Here is a 13,827-nt window from a genome sequence, read left to right as displayed (position 1 = left end):
GGCCGCCCGGACGCCGGTCCGGGCACAGCCGCCCGGGGCGGTCCGCCTCCGGTCCAGGCCCTGTCCGGTCAGCCGCGGCGCAGCAGCCGGGAAGCGCCCGCCGCCACCGTCGTGGCCAGTATCCAGCCCAGCAGCACCAGGGCTGCCGCCACCCACTGCCAGCCGTTCTCCAGCCGCCAGTACCCGTCCTGCCCGAGGTTGATCACCGGCACCAGCAGATCCAGCGCGTACAGCGCCGCGTTCCACTCCGGATGCTCGTCCCGCTTGATCGGCGCCGGTTCGTACTGCGTGAAGGCCACCGTTCCGGCCGCCCACAGCACCGCCATCCACACCGCGGCCCGCCCCGGCCGGTAGCCGTACGCCACCGTCCAGTCCTGCAGAATCCCCCACAGCTTCGCGGCCGGCGGCAAGGTCTCGCGCCGTCGGCGCTGCTTCGCGAGGAGCACCTCGCGGGCGTCCGCGTCCTCCCCGCAGTTGCGCAGCACCGCCGCCAGCCGTTCGTACGGCTCCGGCACGTACTCCGGGGTCGCCGCCGCCAGCCACTCCAGGCGCCGGGAGAGCGGGAAGTGCCCGTACGGGACCAGGTTCTCGTACACGAAACCACCCATCGCGAGGCCCCCGGGCCCGGGCCAGCTGGTCGACACGTCGATCAGGGTGACGACCCTCGCGCCGTTCAGCACCACCCGGCCCTCCTCCGGGCGTTCCGCGTTGAACCGCAGTTCGGGGACGACGATCCGGCGCAGCGACAGCTCCTCGCTGGGCGCCAGCACGAATCTGGCCCGGTGCAGGTCGACCGCGTCGCCGAACCGCCCGTCGTCCAGCCGCACCCCGCCGCGGCACTCGAAGATCTGCGACCGGGTGCCGTGCGCCGGGGTCGGGGCCATGACGATGCCGTACGGGGGAGTCGTGCCCTGGTTGCCCGTGTCGACGCTGACCCACGCCTCGGACATGTACAGCGTCCGCTCCACCGTCAGCTGCGGGGCGTTCAGCGCGCGCCGTCCCCGCCCGGCCCGCAGCCGGCTGCCGCGCAGGCTCAGCGAACCGCCCACCTTCGCGCCACGCAGACTCAGCTCGCCGCGCGCCTCGACCATCTCCGCCTGCAGGTCCTGGGCGACCGTCAGCCCGTCCCCGGCCAGGGCGCGGCCCTGCCGGTCGGAACCCAGCTCGATCTGATTGAGCAGCAGATCGGTGCCGATGTGGGCGTCGGTGAGCCGGATCCCGCGGGTGATGCGGCAGCGCGGCAGATGCAGGTCACCCTCGGTGTGCAGCCGGGCCGCCTCCAGCCGCGGCATGGCGCACCCGACCATCCGCAACGTCGTGAAGTGACACTCGGGCAGCACCACCTCCTGCTCGAAACGGCAGCCCGTCAGCTCCACGTACGGCGCGACACGCCCGCCCGCGAGATCGAGTGTCCCGGTGATCCGCACGCCCCGGAGCTTCAGTGCCGCGACCCGGCCGGGTCGCGCGGGCGGCCCGCTCAACAGCAGCCGGGCGAGGACCCGCGCGTCCACACTGCGCTCGGCGCCCCAGACCGCCGGCGCGAACGGATCGTCCCGCACCGGATCGCGGGCGCGCAGATCGTAGGTGCTGCCGCTCCGGAACGCCCGCCACATACCCGCTTCCGCCGCGCTGAGACTGTCCGGAATGCCACCGTCCTGCGGTTCGGTCACCGGGGCCCCTTCCGCTTGCAGTCGTTATTCCCTCTGTGTTCCCTCAGCGTGACGAGGTGAACACCGATGGTCAGCAGTGGCCGGGAGTGGTCGGCCGGGACGGCCGGGACGCCGGGGTAAGTATCAGTCGGTGATACGGGCGGACCGGCGCCGTAGGCGGTCTGAGAGAATTGCGGTGTGATCTCTCGAATCGATCTGCGCGGTAAGGCCCTCCCCGAGGGCGGCGACCTGCGCGACCTGCTGCCCCGAGCCGAGTTCGACGTGGAAGCCGCACTGGAGACGGTGCGTCCCATCTGCGAGGACGTACGCCATCGTGGCTCCGCGGCAGTGATCGAGTGGGGGGAGAAGTTCGACGGCGTACGGATCGACTCGATCCGGGTCCCTGGCCGGGCCGTCGCCGAGGCGCTGGAACGGCTCGATCCCGCCGTGCGCGCCGCCCTCGAGGAGTCGATCCGCCGTGCCCGCCTCGTCCACCACGAGCAGCGCCGCACCACGCACACCACCCAGGTCGTTCCCGGCGGCACGGTCACCGAGAAGTGGGTGCCGGTCGAGCGCGTCGGGCTGTACGTGCCGGGCGGACGCTCCGTCTACCCGTCCTCCGTGGTCATGAACGTCGTGCCGGCCCAGGAGGCGGGCGTCGAGGGCATCGCCGTCGCCTCCCCGCCGCAGAAGGAGTTCGGCGGCCTGCCGCACCCCACCATCCTCGCCGCCTGCGCCCTGCTCGGCGTCGACGAGGTGTACGCGGCCGGCGGCGCACAGGCCGTCGCGATGTTTGCGTACGGAACGGCCGACTGTCTCCCGGTCGACCTCGTCACCGGCCCCGGCAACATCTACGTCGCCGCGGCCAAGCGGCTCCTCAAGGGCCGCATCGGCATCGACGCCGAGGCCGGGCCCACCGAGATCGCGATCCTCGCCGACTCCACCGCCGACCCGGTGCACGTCGCTGCCGACCTGATCAGCCAGGCCGAGCACGACCCGATGGCAGCCGCGGTCCTCGTCACCGACTCCGAGGAGCTGGCCGCCGCCACCGAGGCCGAGCTGAAGCCGCAGGTCGCCGCGACCAAGCACGTCACCGACCGGATCGAGCCCGCGCTCGGCGGCCGCCAGTCCGCGATCGTCCTGGTCAACGACATGGAGGACGGCCTCAAGGTCGTCGACGCATACGCCGCCGAGCACCTGGAGATCCAGACCGCCGACGCCGCCGCCGTCGCCGACCGGGTCCGCAACGCCGGAGCGATCTTCGTCGGGCCGTGGGCCCCGGTCTCGCTCGGCGACTACTGCGCCGGCTCCAACCACGTACTGCCCACCGGCGGGTGCGCCTGCCACTCCTCGGGACTCTCCGTGCAGTCCTTCCTGCGTGGCATCCACATCGTCGACTACACGCGCGACGCACTCGCCGAGGTCACCCATCACGTCGTGACCCTCGCCGAGGCGGAGGACCTCCCCGCCCACGGCGCCGCACTCAAGGCCCGGTTCGGCTGGAAGGTTCCGCAGCAGTGACGAACAGCAGCACCACCCGTATCGACGACCTGCCGATCCGGGACGAGCTCCGCGGGCAGTCCCCGTACGGCGCGCCCCAGCTCGACGTGGCCGTACGGCTCAACACCAACGAGAACCCGTACCCGCTCCCCGAGGCACTCGTCGACCGGATCGCCGAACGCGTCCGCGAGGCCGCCCGCGACCTCAACCGCTACCCCGACCGGGACGCCGTCGAGCTCCGGACCGAGCTGGCCCGCTACCTCACCCGCACCGCCGGGCACGAGGTCGCCCTCGCCAACGTCTGGGCGGCCAACGGCTCCAACGAGGTGCTGCAGCAGCTGCTGCAGACCTTCGGCGGACCGGGTCGCACGGCCATCGGCTTCGAGCCCTCGTACTCGATGCACGCCCTCATCGCCCGGGGCACCGGCACCGGGTGGATCTCCGGACCGCGCAACGACGACTTCACGATCGATGTCGCGGCGGCCCGCGAGGCCATCGCCGAGCACCGGCCGGACGTCGTCTTCATCACCTCGCCCAACAACCCCACCGGCACCGCCGTCGAAGCCGACACCGTCCTCGCGCTGTACGACGCGGCCCAGGCCGCCGGGCCCTCGATGGTCGTCGTCGACGAGGCGTACGGCGAATTCAGCCACCACCCCTCGCTGCTCCCGCTGATCGAGGGCCGGCCGAACCTGGTGCTCTCGCGCACCATGTCGAAGGCGTTCGGCGCCGCCGGTCTGCGGCTCGGCTACCTCGCCGCCGACCCGGCCGTGGTGGACGCCGTCCAGCTGGTGCGGCTGCCGTACCACCTGTCGTCCGTCACCCAGGCCACCGCGCTCGCCGCCCTGGAGCACACCGACACGCTCCTCGGATACGTCGCGCAGCTCAAGAGCGAGCGCGACCGGATCGTCACCGAGCTGCGCGCACTCGGCTTCGACGTGACCGACTCGGACGCCAACTTCGTCCAGTTCGGACGCTTCGCCGACAGCCACACCGCCTGGCAGCAGATCCTCGACCGGGGCGTCCTGGTCCGGGACAACGGCGTACCGGGATGGCTGCGGGTCTCCGCAGGAACCCCGGAAGAGAACGACGCGTTCCTCGCTGCGGTACGCGAACTCAAGAAGGAGCACGACGCATGAGCCCCCGCGTAGGCCGCGTGGAACGCACCACCAAGGAGACATCGGTCCTCGTCGAGGTCAACCTCGACGGCACCGGAAAGGTCGATGTGTCGACCGGGGTCGGCTTCTACGACCACATGCTCGACCAGCTCGGCCGCCACGGCCTCTTCGACCTCACGGTCAAGACCGAGGGCGACCTGCACATCGACACGCACCACACCATCGAGGACACCGCCCTCGCCCTGGGTGCCGCCTTCAAGCAGGCGCTCGGCGACAAGGTCGGCATCTACCGCTTCGGCAACTGCACCGTGCCCCTGGACGAGTCGCTCGCCCAGGTCACCGTCGACCTCTCCGGCCGCCCCTACCTGGTGCACACCGAGCCGGAGAACATCGCGCCGATGATCGGCTCGTACGACACGACGATGACCCGGCACATCCTGGAGTCCTTCGTCGCCCAGGCGCAGATCGCCCTGCACGTCCACGTCCCGTACGGCCGCAACGCCCACCACATCGTGGAGTGCCAGTTCAAGGCGCTCGCCCGCGCCCTGCGGTACGCCTGCGAGCACGACCCGCGCGCCGCCGGAATCCTTCCTTCCACCAAGGGTGCCCTGTGACCGGCCTCAACTCCGTCCTGATCGTCCTCGGCCTCTTCCTGGCCGGCGGCGTCTACTCCTTCTCGAAGCAGAAGATGCCCAAGGGCTTCATCCTGCTCCTCGGGATCGCATCCGTGATGTGCCTGGTGGCAGGCGTCATGCGGATCCAGGGACTGTGGAGCTGAGGAGCGGCTGTGAGTGAGAAGAAGAAGGTCGTCGTCTTCGACTACGGCTTCGGCAACATCCGTTCCGCCGAGCGCGCCCTCGCCCACGTCGGCGCGGACGTCGAGATCACCCGTGACTTCGACCGGGCGATGAACGCCGACGGGCTGCTGGTGCCCGGCGTCGGCGCGTTCTCCGCCTGCATGGAGGGGTTGAAGAAGGCCCGCGGCGAATGGGTCATCGGCCGCAGGCTCGCCGGCGGCCGGCCCGTCATGGGCATCTGCGTGGGCATGCAGATCCTCTTCGAGCGCGGCATCGAGCACGGTGTGGAGACGGAGGGCCTCGACGAGTGGCCCGGCACCGTCACCCCGCTGCAGGCGCCGGTCGTGCCGCACATGGGCTGGAACACCGTGCAGGCCCCCGAGGACTCCGAGCTCTTCGCCGGCCTCGGCCCCGACGACCGGTACTACTTCGTGCACTCGTACGCGGTGCACGACTGGACCCTCGAAGTCACCAACCCGAAGATCCGTGCCCCCCGGGTCACCTGGGCCACCCACGGCGAGCCGTTCGTCGCCGCCGTGGAGAACGGCGCCCTGTGGGCCACCCAGTTCCACCCCGAGAAGTCCGGCGATGCCGGCGCCCAGCTGCTGACCAACTGGATCGGAACACTCTGATGTCCACCACGCTTGAGCTCCTCCCCGCCGTCGACGTCCGCGACGGCCAGGCCGTCCGCCTCGTGCACGGCGAGTCCGGCTCCGAGACCTCGTACGGAGACCCCCTGCAGGCCGCCCTCGCCTGGCAGCGGGCGGGTGCCGAATGGCTGCATCTCGTCGACCTGGACGCCGCGTTCGGCACCGGCGACAACCGGGCGCAGATCGCCGAGGTCGCCCGCTCCATGGACATCAAGGTCGAGCTGTCCGGCGGAATCCGTGACGACGCCTCGCTCGCCGCTGCCCTCGCCACCGGCTGCACCCGCGTCAACCTCGGCACCGCCGCCCTGGAGACCCCCGAGTGGGTCGCCAAGGTCATCGCCGAGCACGGCGACAAGATCGCCGTCGGTCTCGACGTCCGCGGCACGACGCTCCGCGGACGCGGCTGGACCCGCGACGGCGGTGACCTCTACGAGACGCTCGCCCGCCTCGACTCCGAGGGCTGCGCCCGCTACGTCGTCACCGACATCGCCAAGGACGGCACGCTCCAGGGTCCCAACCTGGAACTCCTGAAGAACGTCTGCGCCGCCACCGACAAGCCCGTGGTCGCCTCCGGCGGCGTCTCCTCGCTGGACGACCTGCGGGCGATCGCCTCGCTCGTGCCGGACGGCGTCGAGGGTGCGATCGTCGGCAAGGCGCTGTACGCGAAGGCGTTCACCCTCGAAGAGGCGCTTCAGGTGGTCTCCGGATGACCGCCTCCGTCAACCGCATCTTCTCCGGAGCCCCCTGGGAGGAGAAGTTCGGCTACTCGCGTGCGGTGGAACTCCCGAACGGACTGGTCCTGGTCGCCGGCTGCACGTCGGTGGTGGGTGGACAGATCTCCGCGGGCGGTCCGTACGAGCAGGCCGTCACCTCGTTCAACGTCGCCTTCGACGCGCTGAAGCAGGTGGGTCTGGGCCGTGAGGACGTCGTCCGCACCCGGATGTACATCACGCACGCCCGGGACGTCGACGAGGTCGGCCGTGCCCACAAGGAGTTGTTCGACGACGTCCGTCCCGCCGCTTCCATGATCATCGTGTCTGGTTTCGTCGACCCCAGCCTGGTCGTCGAGGTCGAGATCGAGGCCTACCGGGCAGGTGCGCGATGAGTCTCGCGGTACGTGTCATCCCGTGCCTGGACGTCGACAAGGGCCGGGTCGTCAAGGGCGTCAACTTCCAGAACCTGCGCGACGCGGGCGACCCCGTCGAGATGGCCAAGCTGTACGACGCCGAAGGCGCCGACGAGCTGACCTTCCTCGACATCACCGCATCGAGCGGCGACCGGGAGACGACCTACGACGTGGTGCGCCGCACCGCCGAGCAGGTCTTCATCCCGCTCACCGTCGGCGGCGGCGTCCGTACCGCCGACGACGTCGACAAGCTGCTGCGGGCCGGTGCCGACAAGGTCGGCGTCAACACCGCGGCCATCGCCCGCCCGGAACTCATCCGGGAGATCGCCGAACGCTTCGGCCGGCAGGTCCTCGTGCTGTCCGTGGACGCCCGGCGCACCCCTGAGGGCACCTTCGAGGTCACCACGCACGGCGGCCGCAAGGGCACCGGCATCGACGCCGTCGAATGGGCGCACCGGGCCGCCGAGCTGGGTGCGGGCGAGATCCTGCTCAACTCGATGGACGCCGACGGCACGAAGGACGGCTACGACACCGAGATGATCGCGGCGGTACGGACCCATGTGACCGTGCCCGTGATCGCCTCCGGTGGCGCCGGCCGGCTCGCGGACTTCGCCCCGGCCATCGCGGCAGGTGCCGACGCGGTGCTCGCCGCGTCCGTCTTCCACTTCGGCGATCTGCGGATCTCCGAGGTCAAGGGCGCTCTGCGGGAGGCCGGACACCCGGTCCGCTGACGTTCCCGGCGGGGGAGCCGGCCGCGAAGACCGGTGAACTCGCCGATGTGTGCCACCGGGGTGCACCGCAAGAGTGGCGACCGCCGAAGACAACGGCGGTTCCGCACGGTGCACCCCGCAGGCCCCAGGTGACGACGGGCTCTCGGTCCTGCCCGGCGCGGTCCGCCACGACCGAGAGGACCCCCCTCGTGCAGCAGTACCTCCCCTCCGGCGACACCGCCCCGCGCCACCGGGTCTCCCGGAGCCGCTCCCGCATCCTCAAGGGACTTCTGGCCGCCACGGTCTCCGCCGCCGCTCCGGGCACCGCACTGATGCCGGGCCCTGCTGGCACCGCCGGCGGAAGCGGCCGCGCGCTACGAGGAGGCGCTCGCCCACCACGACCGGGCGGCCGGCGACTTCGAACGTGCCCGGACCCAGTTGCTGTACGGGCAGTGGCTGCGCCGTCGCCGCCGCACCAGGGAGGCACGCGGGCCGCTGCGGGACGCCCTGGTCGCGTTCGAGCGGTGCGGGGCACGGGCCCGGGCGGACCGCGCCGCGGGTGAACTGCGCGCTGCCGGGGCGTCGGTGGACGGGCCGGCCGGGGCCGGTGACGCGCCAGTGCTCGCCGCGCTGACCCCGCAGCAGCAGCGGATCGCCCGCTGTGTGGCGGAGGGGGCGACCAACCGTGAGGTGGCGGCCCGGCTGTCTGTGAGCCCGCGGACGGTCGACCACCATCTGCGCAATGTCTTCGCGGCGTTGGGCGTACGGTCCCGGACCGAGCTCGCCGGACTGCTCAACCGGTAGCGGCCCTCGACCCGTCCCCGGTGCCTCCCGCGCCCTTCGGATTCCCTCCGATTCCCTTTTCGGCGGCGGGAGTTGCAGGACCGTGATGAGAAGAACCACGCAGACCCCTAGGTACCGACTGGGCGGTATGTCATTCTGCGGACGTCAGGATCATTCGGTGCGCTCATGCCCCACGCCGGGCCCGGGCGAACCGGAGCCGGCCGAATCCCGGTGGAGGCCGCCATGCCACAGGTCGTACGTTCACGGGTCAGGGCGGTGCACGGGCCGCCCCCGGCCGCTCCGGCGCCGCGCCGCTTCCGTTCGCTGGCCGACCGCGACGCCGTCGCCGTGCTGCACCGGGCCGCCCGGGTGCTGGTCGAGGCGCTGCCACAGCTCACCGACCGGCTCGTCGAGGCGCTGCGCGAACGGGAACCCGCCTACCGCACGGCGATCGACGCCGACGCGGCGGAGATCTGGCAGGAGGTGCACAACTCGCTGCGGCACAGCGTGGGTTCGCTCATCCAGCCCCGGGAGTTCCGGGAGGCCGCCCACCGCACCTCCCGGCGGATCGGTGAGACGCGGGCCGAGCAGGGGCTGCCGCTCGACGCGGTGCTGCACGCCTTCCGGATGGGCGGCGCGATGGTGTGGCAGGGGCTCGTCGACGAGACCGCCCGCTGCCACCCGGAGGACGTCCGGCTGCTCGTCCATGTCGCCGCGGACGTATGGAACTTCGTTGACGAGCACTGCGGGATCGTCGCCGACGCCTACCGGCGGACGGAACACCGGCTGGCCTGGCGCCGCGAGAACCGCCAGCGCCTGATGGTGGCCGCGCTGCTGGACGGCACGGTCCAGATCGCCGAACTGCCCGACGCCGCCGCGATGCTCGGGATGCCGGAGAACGGCCGGTACGCGGTACTGGCGATCACCGCACCGCGCCGCGCCCCGCACGGCACGGTCCGTCCGGCGGTGACGCTGCCCGCGGGCACCGACGCGCTCTGGCACCCGGGCGCGGACACCGAGTTCGCCGTGCTGCCGCTGACATCGGGGCCGGGCCGACCGTCCGTCCCGCCGTCCGAGGCAGCCGTACCGCTCGGGCGGTCGGTGCCGACGGAACCGGCGGAACCTGTCACGCCGACCGTCGCCGGGCCGGTGTCCGGCGACACCGGACTCGCCGCGCTGGCCGCCGGGTTGACGGCCCCGCCCGGTGCCCGGATCGGAATCAGTTCCGTCGTCGAGGGGCTGGCCGCCGTCGGTGACGCCCGGCGGCTCGCCGAGACCGCCCTGCGGGCCTGCCCGGCCGACGGGGGCGTCGTCCTGCTCGACGAACAGCTGCCCGCCGCACTCGTCGTGTCGTCCCCGGGGCTCGGCGCGGCTCTCGCGGACCGGGTGCTGGGGCCGCTGGACCGGCTCGACCCGGCCGACCGGGACGTGCTCATCGGGACGCTCACGGCATGGCTCGACTCCGACGGGTCGGCGCAGCGCGCCGGTGCCCGCCTGTACTGCCACCGCAACACCGTTCTCAACCGGTTGCGCCGCTTCGAGCAGCTGACGGGGCGCTGCCTGACCCGGCCGTCCGACGCGGTGGAGATCGCCCTCGCCCTCGCAGCCCGCCGCCTGCTGGGCGGCTGACCCGGCCGCGCTCGCGGCCGGCGGCGCGGACCCGGCCTGCGGGCCTCGCGCCGGGGCCGCCGGACCCACCGTGCTCGCGCGGCGCGCAATCCCGGCGCCGGCGGCCGTTCCGCCCGCGCTACATCCCCAGCTCGGCCTTGGTCACCCGGACCACCGCCTCCTTGTCGCCCTCGACCTCCACCCGCGCCGCGTCCTGCCGTCCGGACGCGAACAGCAGCAGTTCTCCCGGCTCACCGGTGACCGTCACCACCGGAGTGCCCTTGTGCGCCACCGCCGTCTGCCCGTCCGGACGGCGCAGCACCAGCCCCACCGGCGCCTTGCGCCCCATCAGCCGCGCCGCCTTCTCCATGCGGGACCAGAGCGCGTCGGCGAAGACCGGGTCCAGCTCCCGCTGCGACCAGTCGGGCTGCGCCCGGCGCACGTCCTCCGCGTGGATGTAGAACTCCACGGTGTTGGCCGCCTCGTCCAGCTGCTTCACCCCGAACGGCGACATCCGGGGCGGCCCCGTACGGATCAGCTGAATGAGTTCCTCGTACGGCTTCGCGGCGAATTCGGCCTGCACCCGTTGGAGCCGGTTCTTCAGCGGTCCCAGCAGCACCCCGGCCGCCGCGTCGGGACGCCGTTCGCGTACCACCACATGGGCGGCCAGGTCCCGGGTCGTCCAGCCCCGGCACAGGGTAGCGGCCTCGGGGCCCGCCGCCTCCAACAGGTCGGCAAGCAGAAGTCGTTCGCGCTTCGCATGGGTCGACATGCCCGCCAGCGTAAGGCCGGGTCGCGCGGTCCGCCCAGTGGACGCCCGCCGGAACCGCCCCCGCGGCCACGGCACAATGGAGTCCATGACCAGTACGCCCGCGCCCAGCACCCCGCCCGCCAGCAACCTGGACCCCGCCGTCGCCGCCCGCCTCAAGCGCGGCGCCGACGGACTGGTCCCGGCCATCGCCCAGCAGTACGACACCGGCGAGGTGCTGATGCTCGGCTGGATGGACGACGAGGCCCTGCACCGCACCCTGACCACCGGCCGCTGCACCTACTGGTCGCGCAGCCGCCAGGAGTACTGGGTCAAGGGCGACACCTCCGGCCACACCCAGCTGGTCAAGTCCGTCGCCCTCGACTGCGACGCGGACACCGTCCTGGTCAAGGTCGACCAGACGGGTGCCGCCTGCCACACCGGCGACCGGACCTGCTTCGACGCCGACGTACTCCCGCTCGGGCAGTAGGGTCAGCCGCCATGGATCTTGAGACCTTCCGCAAGCTGGCCGCCGACCGGCGCGTCATCCCCGTCAGCCGCCGGCTCCTCGCGGACGGCGACACCCCGGTCGCGCTCTACCGCAGACTGGCGGGCGAGCGCACCGGCACGTTCCTCCTCGAATCCGCGGAGAACGGCCGCACCTGGTCCCGCTACTCCTTCATCGGCGTCCGCAGCGCCGCCACCCTCACCGTCCGCGACGGGCAGGCGCACTGGCTCGGCACCCCGCCCGTCGGCGTCCCCGTCGACGGGGATCCGCTGGACGCCCTGCGCGCGACCATCGAGGCCCTGCACACCCCGCGCGACCTGCACTCCGGCATGCCGCCGTTCACCGGCGGCATGGTCGGCTATCTGGGTTACGACATCGTGCGCAGGCTGGAGCGGATCGGTGAGCACGGCGGCGACGACCTGCGGCTCCCCGAGCTGACCATGCTGCTCACCTCGGACCTGGCGGTCCTCGACCACTGGGACGGCAGCGTCCTGCTGATCGCCAACGCGATCAACCACAACGACCTGGAGACCGGGGTCGACGAGGCGTACGCCGACGCCGTCGCCCGGCTCGACGCCATGGAGGCGGACCTCTCCCGTCCGGTCGAGAGCGCCCCGGCGACCCTGCCGCCGTCCGAACTCCCGCCGTACACCGCGCTCTGGGGCGGCCAGGCGTTCCAGGACGCCGTCGAGGACGTGAAGGAGCGCATCAGGGCCGGTGAGGCCTTCCAGGTCGTCCCCTCGCAGCGCTTCGAGACGCCGTGCACGGCGAGCGCACTGGACGTCTACCGGGTGCTGCGGGCCACCAACCCTTCGCCGTACATGTACCTCTTCCGGTTCGACGGCTTCGACGTCGCGGGCTCCAGCCCCGAAGCCCTGGTCAAGGTCGAGGACGGCCGCGCCATGGTCCATCCGATCGCCGGGACCCGGCACCGCGGCGCCACCCCGCAGGAGGACCAGGCCCTCGCCGACGAACTCCTCGCCGACCCGAAGGAACGCGCTGAGCACCTGATGCTCGTCGACCTCGGCCGCAACGACCTGGGACGGGTCTGTGTGCCCGGCAGCGTCGAGGTCGTCGACTTCATGTCGATCGAGCGGTACTCGCACGTGATGCACATCGTCTCCACCGTCACCGGCCGCGTCGCCGAAGGCCGTACCGCCTTCGACGTACTCACCGCCTGCTTCCCGGCCGGCACCCTCTCCGGCGCCCCCAAGCCCCGCGCCATGCAGATCATCGAGGAACTCGAACCCACCCGCCGCGGCCTGTACGGAGGCTGCGTCGGCTACCTCGACTTCGCCGGGGACTCCGACACCGCGATCGCGATCCGTACCGCGCTGCTCCGCGACGGCACGGCGTACGTCCAGGCCGGAGCGGGAATCGTCGCCGACTCCGACCCCCGGTCCGAGGACACCGAATGCCGCAACAAGGCCGCCGCCGTCCTCCGCGCGGTGCATACCGCCAACCGCCTCCACGCACACTGAGGCGGTAAGGGATAGTGGAGTACGTGAGTGCTGTCCCCGTACCCCAGCCCCGTGCCCAAGCCGCCTCCGCGCCCGACGCCACGGGAAGCCGCCGCAGCCTGGCAGCCGGCCTGCTTCTCGGGGCGGTCGGCGCCGCCGTCGTACTCCTCGCCTCCGGCCAGACCTGGGCCGAGGGCAAGGCGGCCGTCGGCGGCGGCTTCCTGCCGTTGACCGCCGACGGACAGGACGTCACCGGACTTCCGGCGGCCCTCGCCATCGTCGGTCTGGCCGCCCTCGTCGCCGTCTTCGCCGTCCGCAGCGCCGGCCGGCTCCTCGTCGCCGGGCTCCTCGCCCTCAGCGGCCTCGGTGCCGGGCTCAGCGCCTGCCTCGGCGCATCCGACAGCGCGGCCCTCGACGAGAAGGCGGCCGAGACCACCGGAAACACCTCCGCCACCATCGGCGCCCTCAGCCACACCCCGTGGCCGTACGTCACCGCCGCCGGCGGCCTGCTGATCCTCCTCGCCGGGCTGCTCGCCCTGCGGTACGGGAAGCTCTGGCCGACCATGTCGGGACGGTACGAGCGCGACGGCACCCCGCGCCCCCGCAGGGCCCCCCGCACCGCCCCGGACCCGGACCGGCCCGAGGACCTGTGGAAGGCCCTGGACCGGGGCGAGGACCCGACGCACTGATGCGGCGGGGCGTGACCGGCGGGACACGCCCCGGGTACGACCCCCAGCTCACGCCGTACCCGTCCGTACGGGACAATGGTGGTCAGCGCTCCGCAGAGCGGCACCACGGCGCCACAGCTCTGCGGACAGCGACACAGCGATACCCACAGCGCAACACCAACGAGGAGCAACTCATGGCGGGCAGCAGCCACGGACACACCCCGGCCGCCTGGACCGGTGTCATCATCTCGTTCATCGGCTTCTGCATCGCAGGCGTCTTCATGGTCGCGGCCAACCCGCTCGGCTTCTGGGCCGGTATCGCGGTCGTCCTCGTCGGCGGGATCGTCGGTCTCGCGATGAAGGCCGCCGGCCTGGGAATGCCGAAGGAGTCTGCCGAGCTGGCCGCCGCGCGGGCACGCGCCGGACAGGCCCAGACGTCCTCCTGACCCCGGTCCGGATCATCACGCGGAGGCGCGGCCCGACCCCGGGCTGCGCCTCCACG

General features: G+C 72.3%; 15 protein-coding genes and 1 pseudogene. 14 read left to right on the top strand and 2 right to left on the bottom strand.

Annotation, left to right across the window (positions count from 1 at the left end):
- Window positions 1-68: 68 nt before the first annotated feature.
- Window positions 69-1,670: an oxidoreductase gene (locus ACFVXE_RS22405; RefSeq protein WP_389673430.1), complete on the bottom strand. Its 1,602-nt coding sequence runs from the start codon at window positions 1,668-1,670 to the stop codon at window positions 69-71.
- Window positions 1,671-1,847: 177 nt separating this feature from the next.
- Here ACFVXE_RS22405 and hisD point away from each other — a divergent pair, with 177 nt between their 5' ends.
- The 10 genes and pseudogenes from hisD (at window position 1,848) to ACFVXE_RS22355 (ending at window position 9,962) form a co-directional block, all read left to right on the top strand.
- Entirely contained in the window at window positions 1,848-3,170 is a 1,323-nt protein-coding gene (gene hisD / locus ACFVXE_RS22400) for a histidinol dehydrogenase (protein ID WP_389673428.1), read from the top strand.
- Complete coding sequence (locus tag ACFVXE_RS22395) at window positions 3,167-4,288, top strand: histidinol-phosphate transaminase (RefSeq protein WP_389673427.1); 1,122 nt, start codon at window positions 3,167-3,169, stop codon at window positions 4,286-4,288. The genes hisD and ACFVXE_RS22395 overlap by 4 nt, the downstream gene beginning before the upstream one ends.
- On the top strand, window positions 4,285-4,881 hold the full coding sequence (gene hisB, locus ACFVXE_RS22390) for an imidazoleglycerol-phosphate dehydratase HisB (protein WP_030919430.1): 597 nt from the start codon (window positions 4,285-4,287) through the stop codon (window positions 4,879-4,881). The genes ACFVXE_RS22395 and hisB overlap by 4 nt, the downstream gene beginning before the upstream one ends.
- Window positions 4,878-5,045 (top strand): hypothetical protein, encoded by a 168-nt coding sequence (locus ACFVXE_RS22385; protein ID WP_389673425.1) that lies wholly within the window; start codon window positions 4,878-4,880, stop codon window positions 5,043-5,045. The genes hisB and ACFVXE_RS22385 overlap by 4 nt, the downstream gene beginning before the upstream one ends.
- A gap of 9 nt (window positions 5,046-5,054) precedes the next feature.
- Window positions 5,055-5,696 (top strand): imidazole glycerol phosphate synthase subunit HisH, encoded by a 642-nt coding sequence (hisH, locus tag ACFVXE_RS22380; protein ID WP_389673423.1) that lies wholly within the window; start codon window positions 5,055-5,057, stop codon window positions 5,694-5,696.
- On the top strand, window positions 5,696-6,424 hold the full coding sequence (priA, locus tag ACFVXE_RS22375) for a bifunctional 1-(5-phosphoribosyl)-5-((5-phosphoribosylamino)methylideneamino)imidazole-4-carboxamide isomerase/phosphoribosylanthranilate isomerase PriA (RefSeq protein WP_037699035.1): 729 nt from the start codon (window positions 5,696-5,698) through the stop codon (window positions 6,422-6,424). Before hisH ends, priA begins: the two co-directional genes overlap by 1 nt.
- Window positions 6,421-6,819: a RidA family protein gene (locus ACFVXE_RS22370; protein WP_389673421.1), complete on the top strand. Its 399-nt coding sequence runs from the start codon at window positions 6,421-6,423 to the stop codon at window positions 6,817-6,819. The genes priA and ACFVXE_RS22370 overlap by 4 nt, the downstream gene beginning before the upstream one ends.
- Window positions 6,816-7,571, top strand: a complete 756-nt coding sequence (gene hisF / locus ACFVXE_RS22365) for an imidazole glycerol phosphate synthase subunit HisF (RefSeq protein ID WP_389673419.1) — start codon at window positions 6,816-6,818, stop codon at window positions 7,569-7,571. Before ACFVXE_RS22370 ends, hisF begins: the two co-directional genes overlap by 4 nt.
- 312 nt (window positions 7,572-7,883) lie before the next feature.
- Window positions 7,884-8,354 (top strand): annotated as a pseudogene (locus ACFVXE_RS22360) (LuxR C-terminal-related transcriptional regulator); the annotation flags it as partial.
- Window positions 8,355-8,576: 222 nt separating this feature from the next.
- Window positions 8,577-9,962 carry a PucR family transcriptional regulator gene (locus tag ACFVXE_RS22355; protein WP_389673417.1) on the top strand — a complete coding sequence of 462 codons (1,386 nt, stop codon included), beginning with the start codon at window positions 8,577-8,579 and terminating at the stop codon, window positions 9,960-9,962.
- Between the two features lie 118 nt (window positions 9,963-10,080).
- On the opposite strand, the gene ACFVXE_RS22350 is transcribed toward ACFVXE_RS22355, so the two are convergent.
- Window positions 10,081-10,713 (bottom strand): TIGR03085 family metal-binding protein, encoded by a 633-nt coding sequence (locus ACFVXE_RS22350; RefSeq protein WP_389673415.1) that lies wholly within the window; start codon window positions 10,711-10,713, stop codon window positions 10,081-10,083.
- Between the two features lie 85 nt (window positions 10,714-10,798).
- On the opposite strand from ACFVXE_RS22350, the gene hisI reads away from it, so the two are divergent.
- The 4 genes from hisI to ACFVXE_RS22330 all read left to right on the top strand — a co-directional run bounded on the left by hisI (window position 10,799) and on the right by ACFVXE_RS22330 (window position 13,771).
- The gene (gene hisI / locus ACFVXE_RS22345; protein WP_389673414.1) at window positions 10,799-11,179 is read left to right on the top strand and encodes a phosphoribosyl-AMP cyclohydrolase; all 381 of its coding nucleotides are present in this window, start codon (window positions 10,799-10,801) and stop codon (window positions 11,177-11,179) included.
- A gap of 11 nt (window positions 11,180-11,190) precedes the next feature.
- Window positions 11,191-12,678 carry an anthranilate synthase component I gene (locus ACFVXE_RS22340; RefSeq protein WP_389673412.1) on the top strand — a complete coding sequence of 496 codons (1,488 nt, stop codon included), beginning with the start codon at window positions 11,191-11,193 and terminating at the stop codon, window positions 12,676-12,678.
- 14 nt (window positions 12,679-12,692) lie between these two features.
- Complete coding sequence (locus ACFVXE_RS22335; RefSeq protein ID WP_389673410.1) at window positions 12,693-13,346, top strand: TIGR02234 family membrane protein; 654 nt, start codon at window positions 12,693-12,695, stop codon at window positions 13,344-13,346.
- Window positions 13,347-13,519: 173 nt separating this feature from the next.
- Window positions 13,520-13,771, top strand: a complete 252-nt coding sequence (locus ACFVXE_RS22330) for an HGxxPAAW family protein (protein ID WP_389673408.1) — start codon at window positions 13,520-13,522, stop codon at window positions 13,769-13,771.
- Window positions 13,772-13,827 lie beyond the last annotated feature (56 nt).

Source organism: Streptomyces sp. NPDC058231 (genome assembly GCF_042882275.1).
GTDB lineage: Bacteria > Actinomycetota > Actinomycetes > Streptomycetales > Streptomycetaceae > Streptomyces.
Note: the sequence above shows the minus strand (reverse complement) of the source record. Positions and strands in the feature narration are given on the sequence as shown.

Coding starts and splice junctions, on each gene's coding strand:
- hisB (WP_030919430.1), top strand. CDS start 4,285: ATGAGCCCCCGCGTAGGCCGCGTGGAACGCACCACCAAGGAGACATCG.
- priA (WP_037699035.1), top strand. CDS start 5,696: ATGTCCACCACGCTTGAGCTCCTCCCCGCCGTCGACGTCCGCGACGGC.
- ACFVXE_RS22370 (WP_389673421.1), top strand. CDS start 6,421: ATGACCGCCTCCGTCAACCGCATCTTCTCCGGAGCCCCCTGGGAGGAG.
- hisF (WP_389673419.1), top strand. CDS start 6,816: ATGAGTCTCGCGGTACGTGTCATCCCGTGCCTGGACGTCGACAAGGGC.
- ACFVXE_RS22355 (WP_389673417.1), top strand. CDS start 8,577: ATGCCACAGGTCGTACGTTCACGGGTCAGGGCGGTGCACGGGCCGCCC.
- ACFVXE_RS22350 (WP_389673415.1), bottom strand. CDS start 10,713: ATGTCGACCCATGCGAAGCGCGAACGACTTCTGCTTGCCGACCTGTTG.
- hisI (WP_389673414.1), top strand. CDS start 10,799: ATGACCAGTACGCCCGCGCCCAGCACCCCGCCCGCCAGCAACCTGGAC.
- ACFVXE_RS22340 (WP_389673412.1), top strand. CDS start 11,191: ATGGATCTTGAGACCTTCCGCAAGCTGGCCGCCGACCGGCGCGTCATC.
- ACFVXE_RS22330 (WP_389673408.1), top strand. CDS start 13,520: ATGGCGGGCAGCAGCCACGGACACACCCCGGCCGCCTGGACCGGTGTC.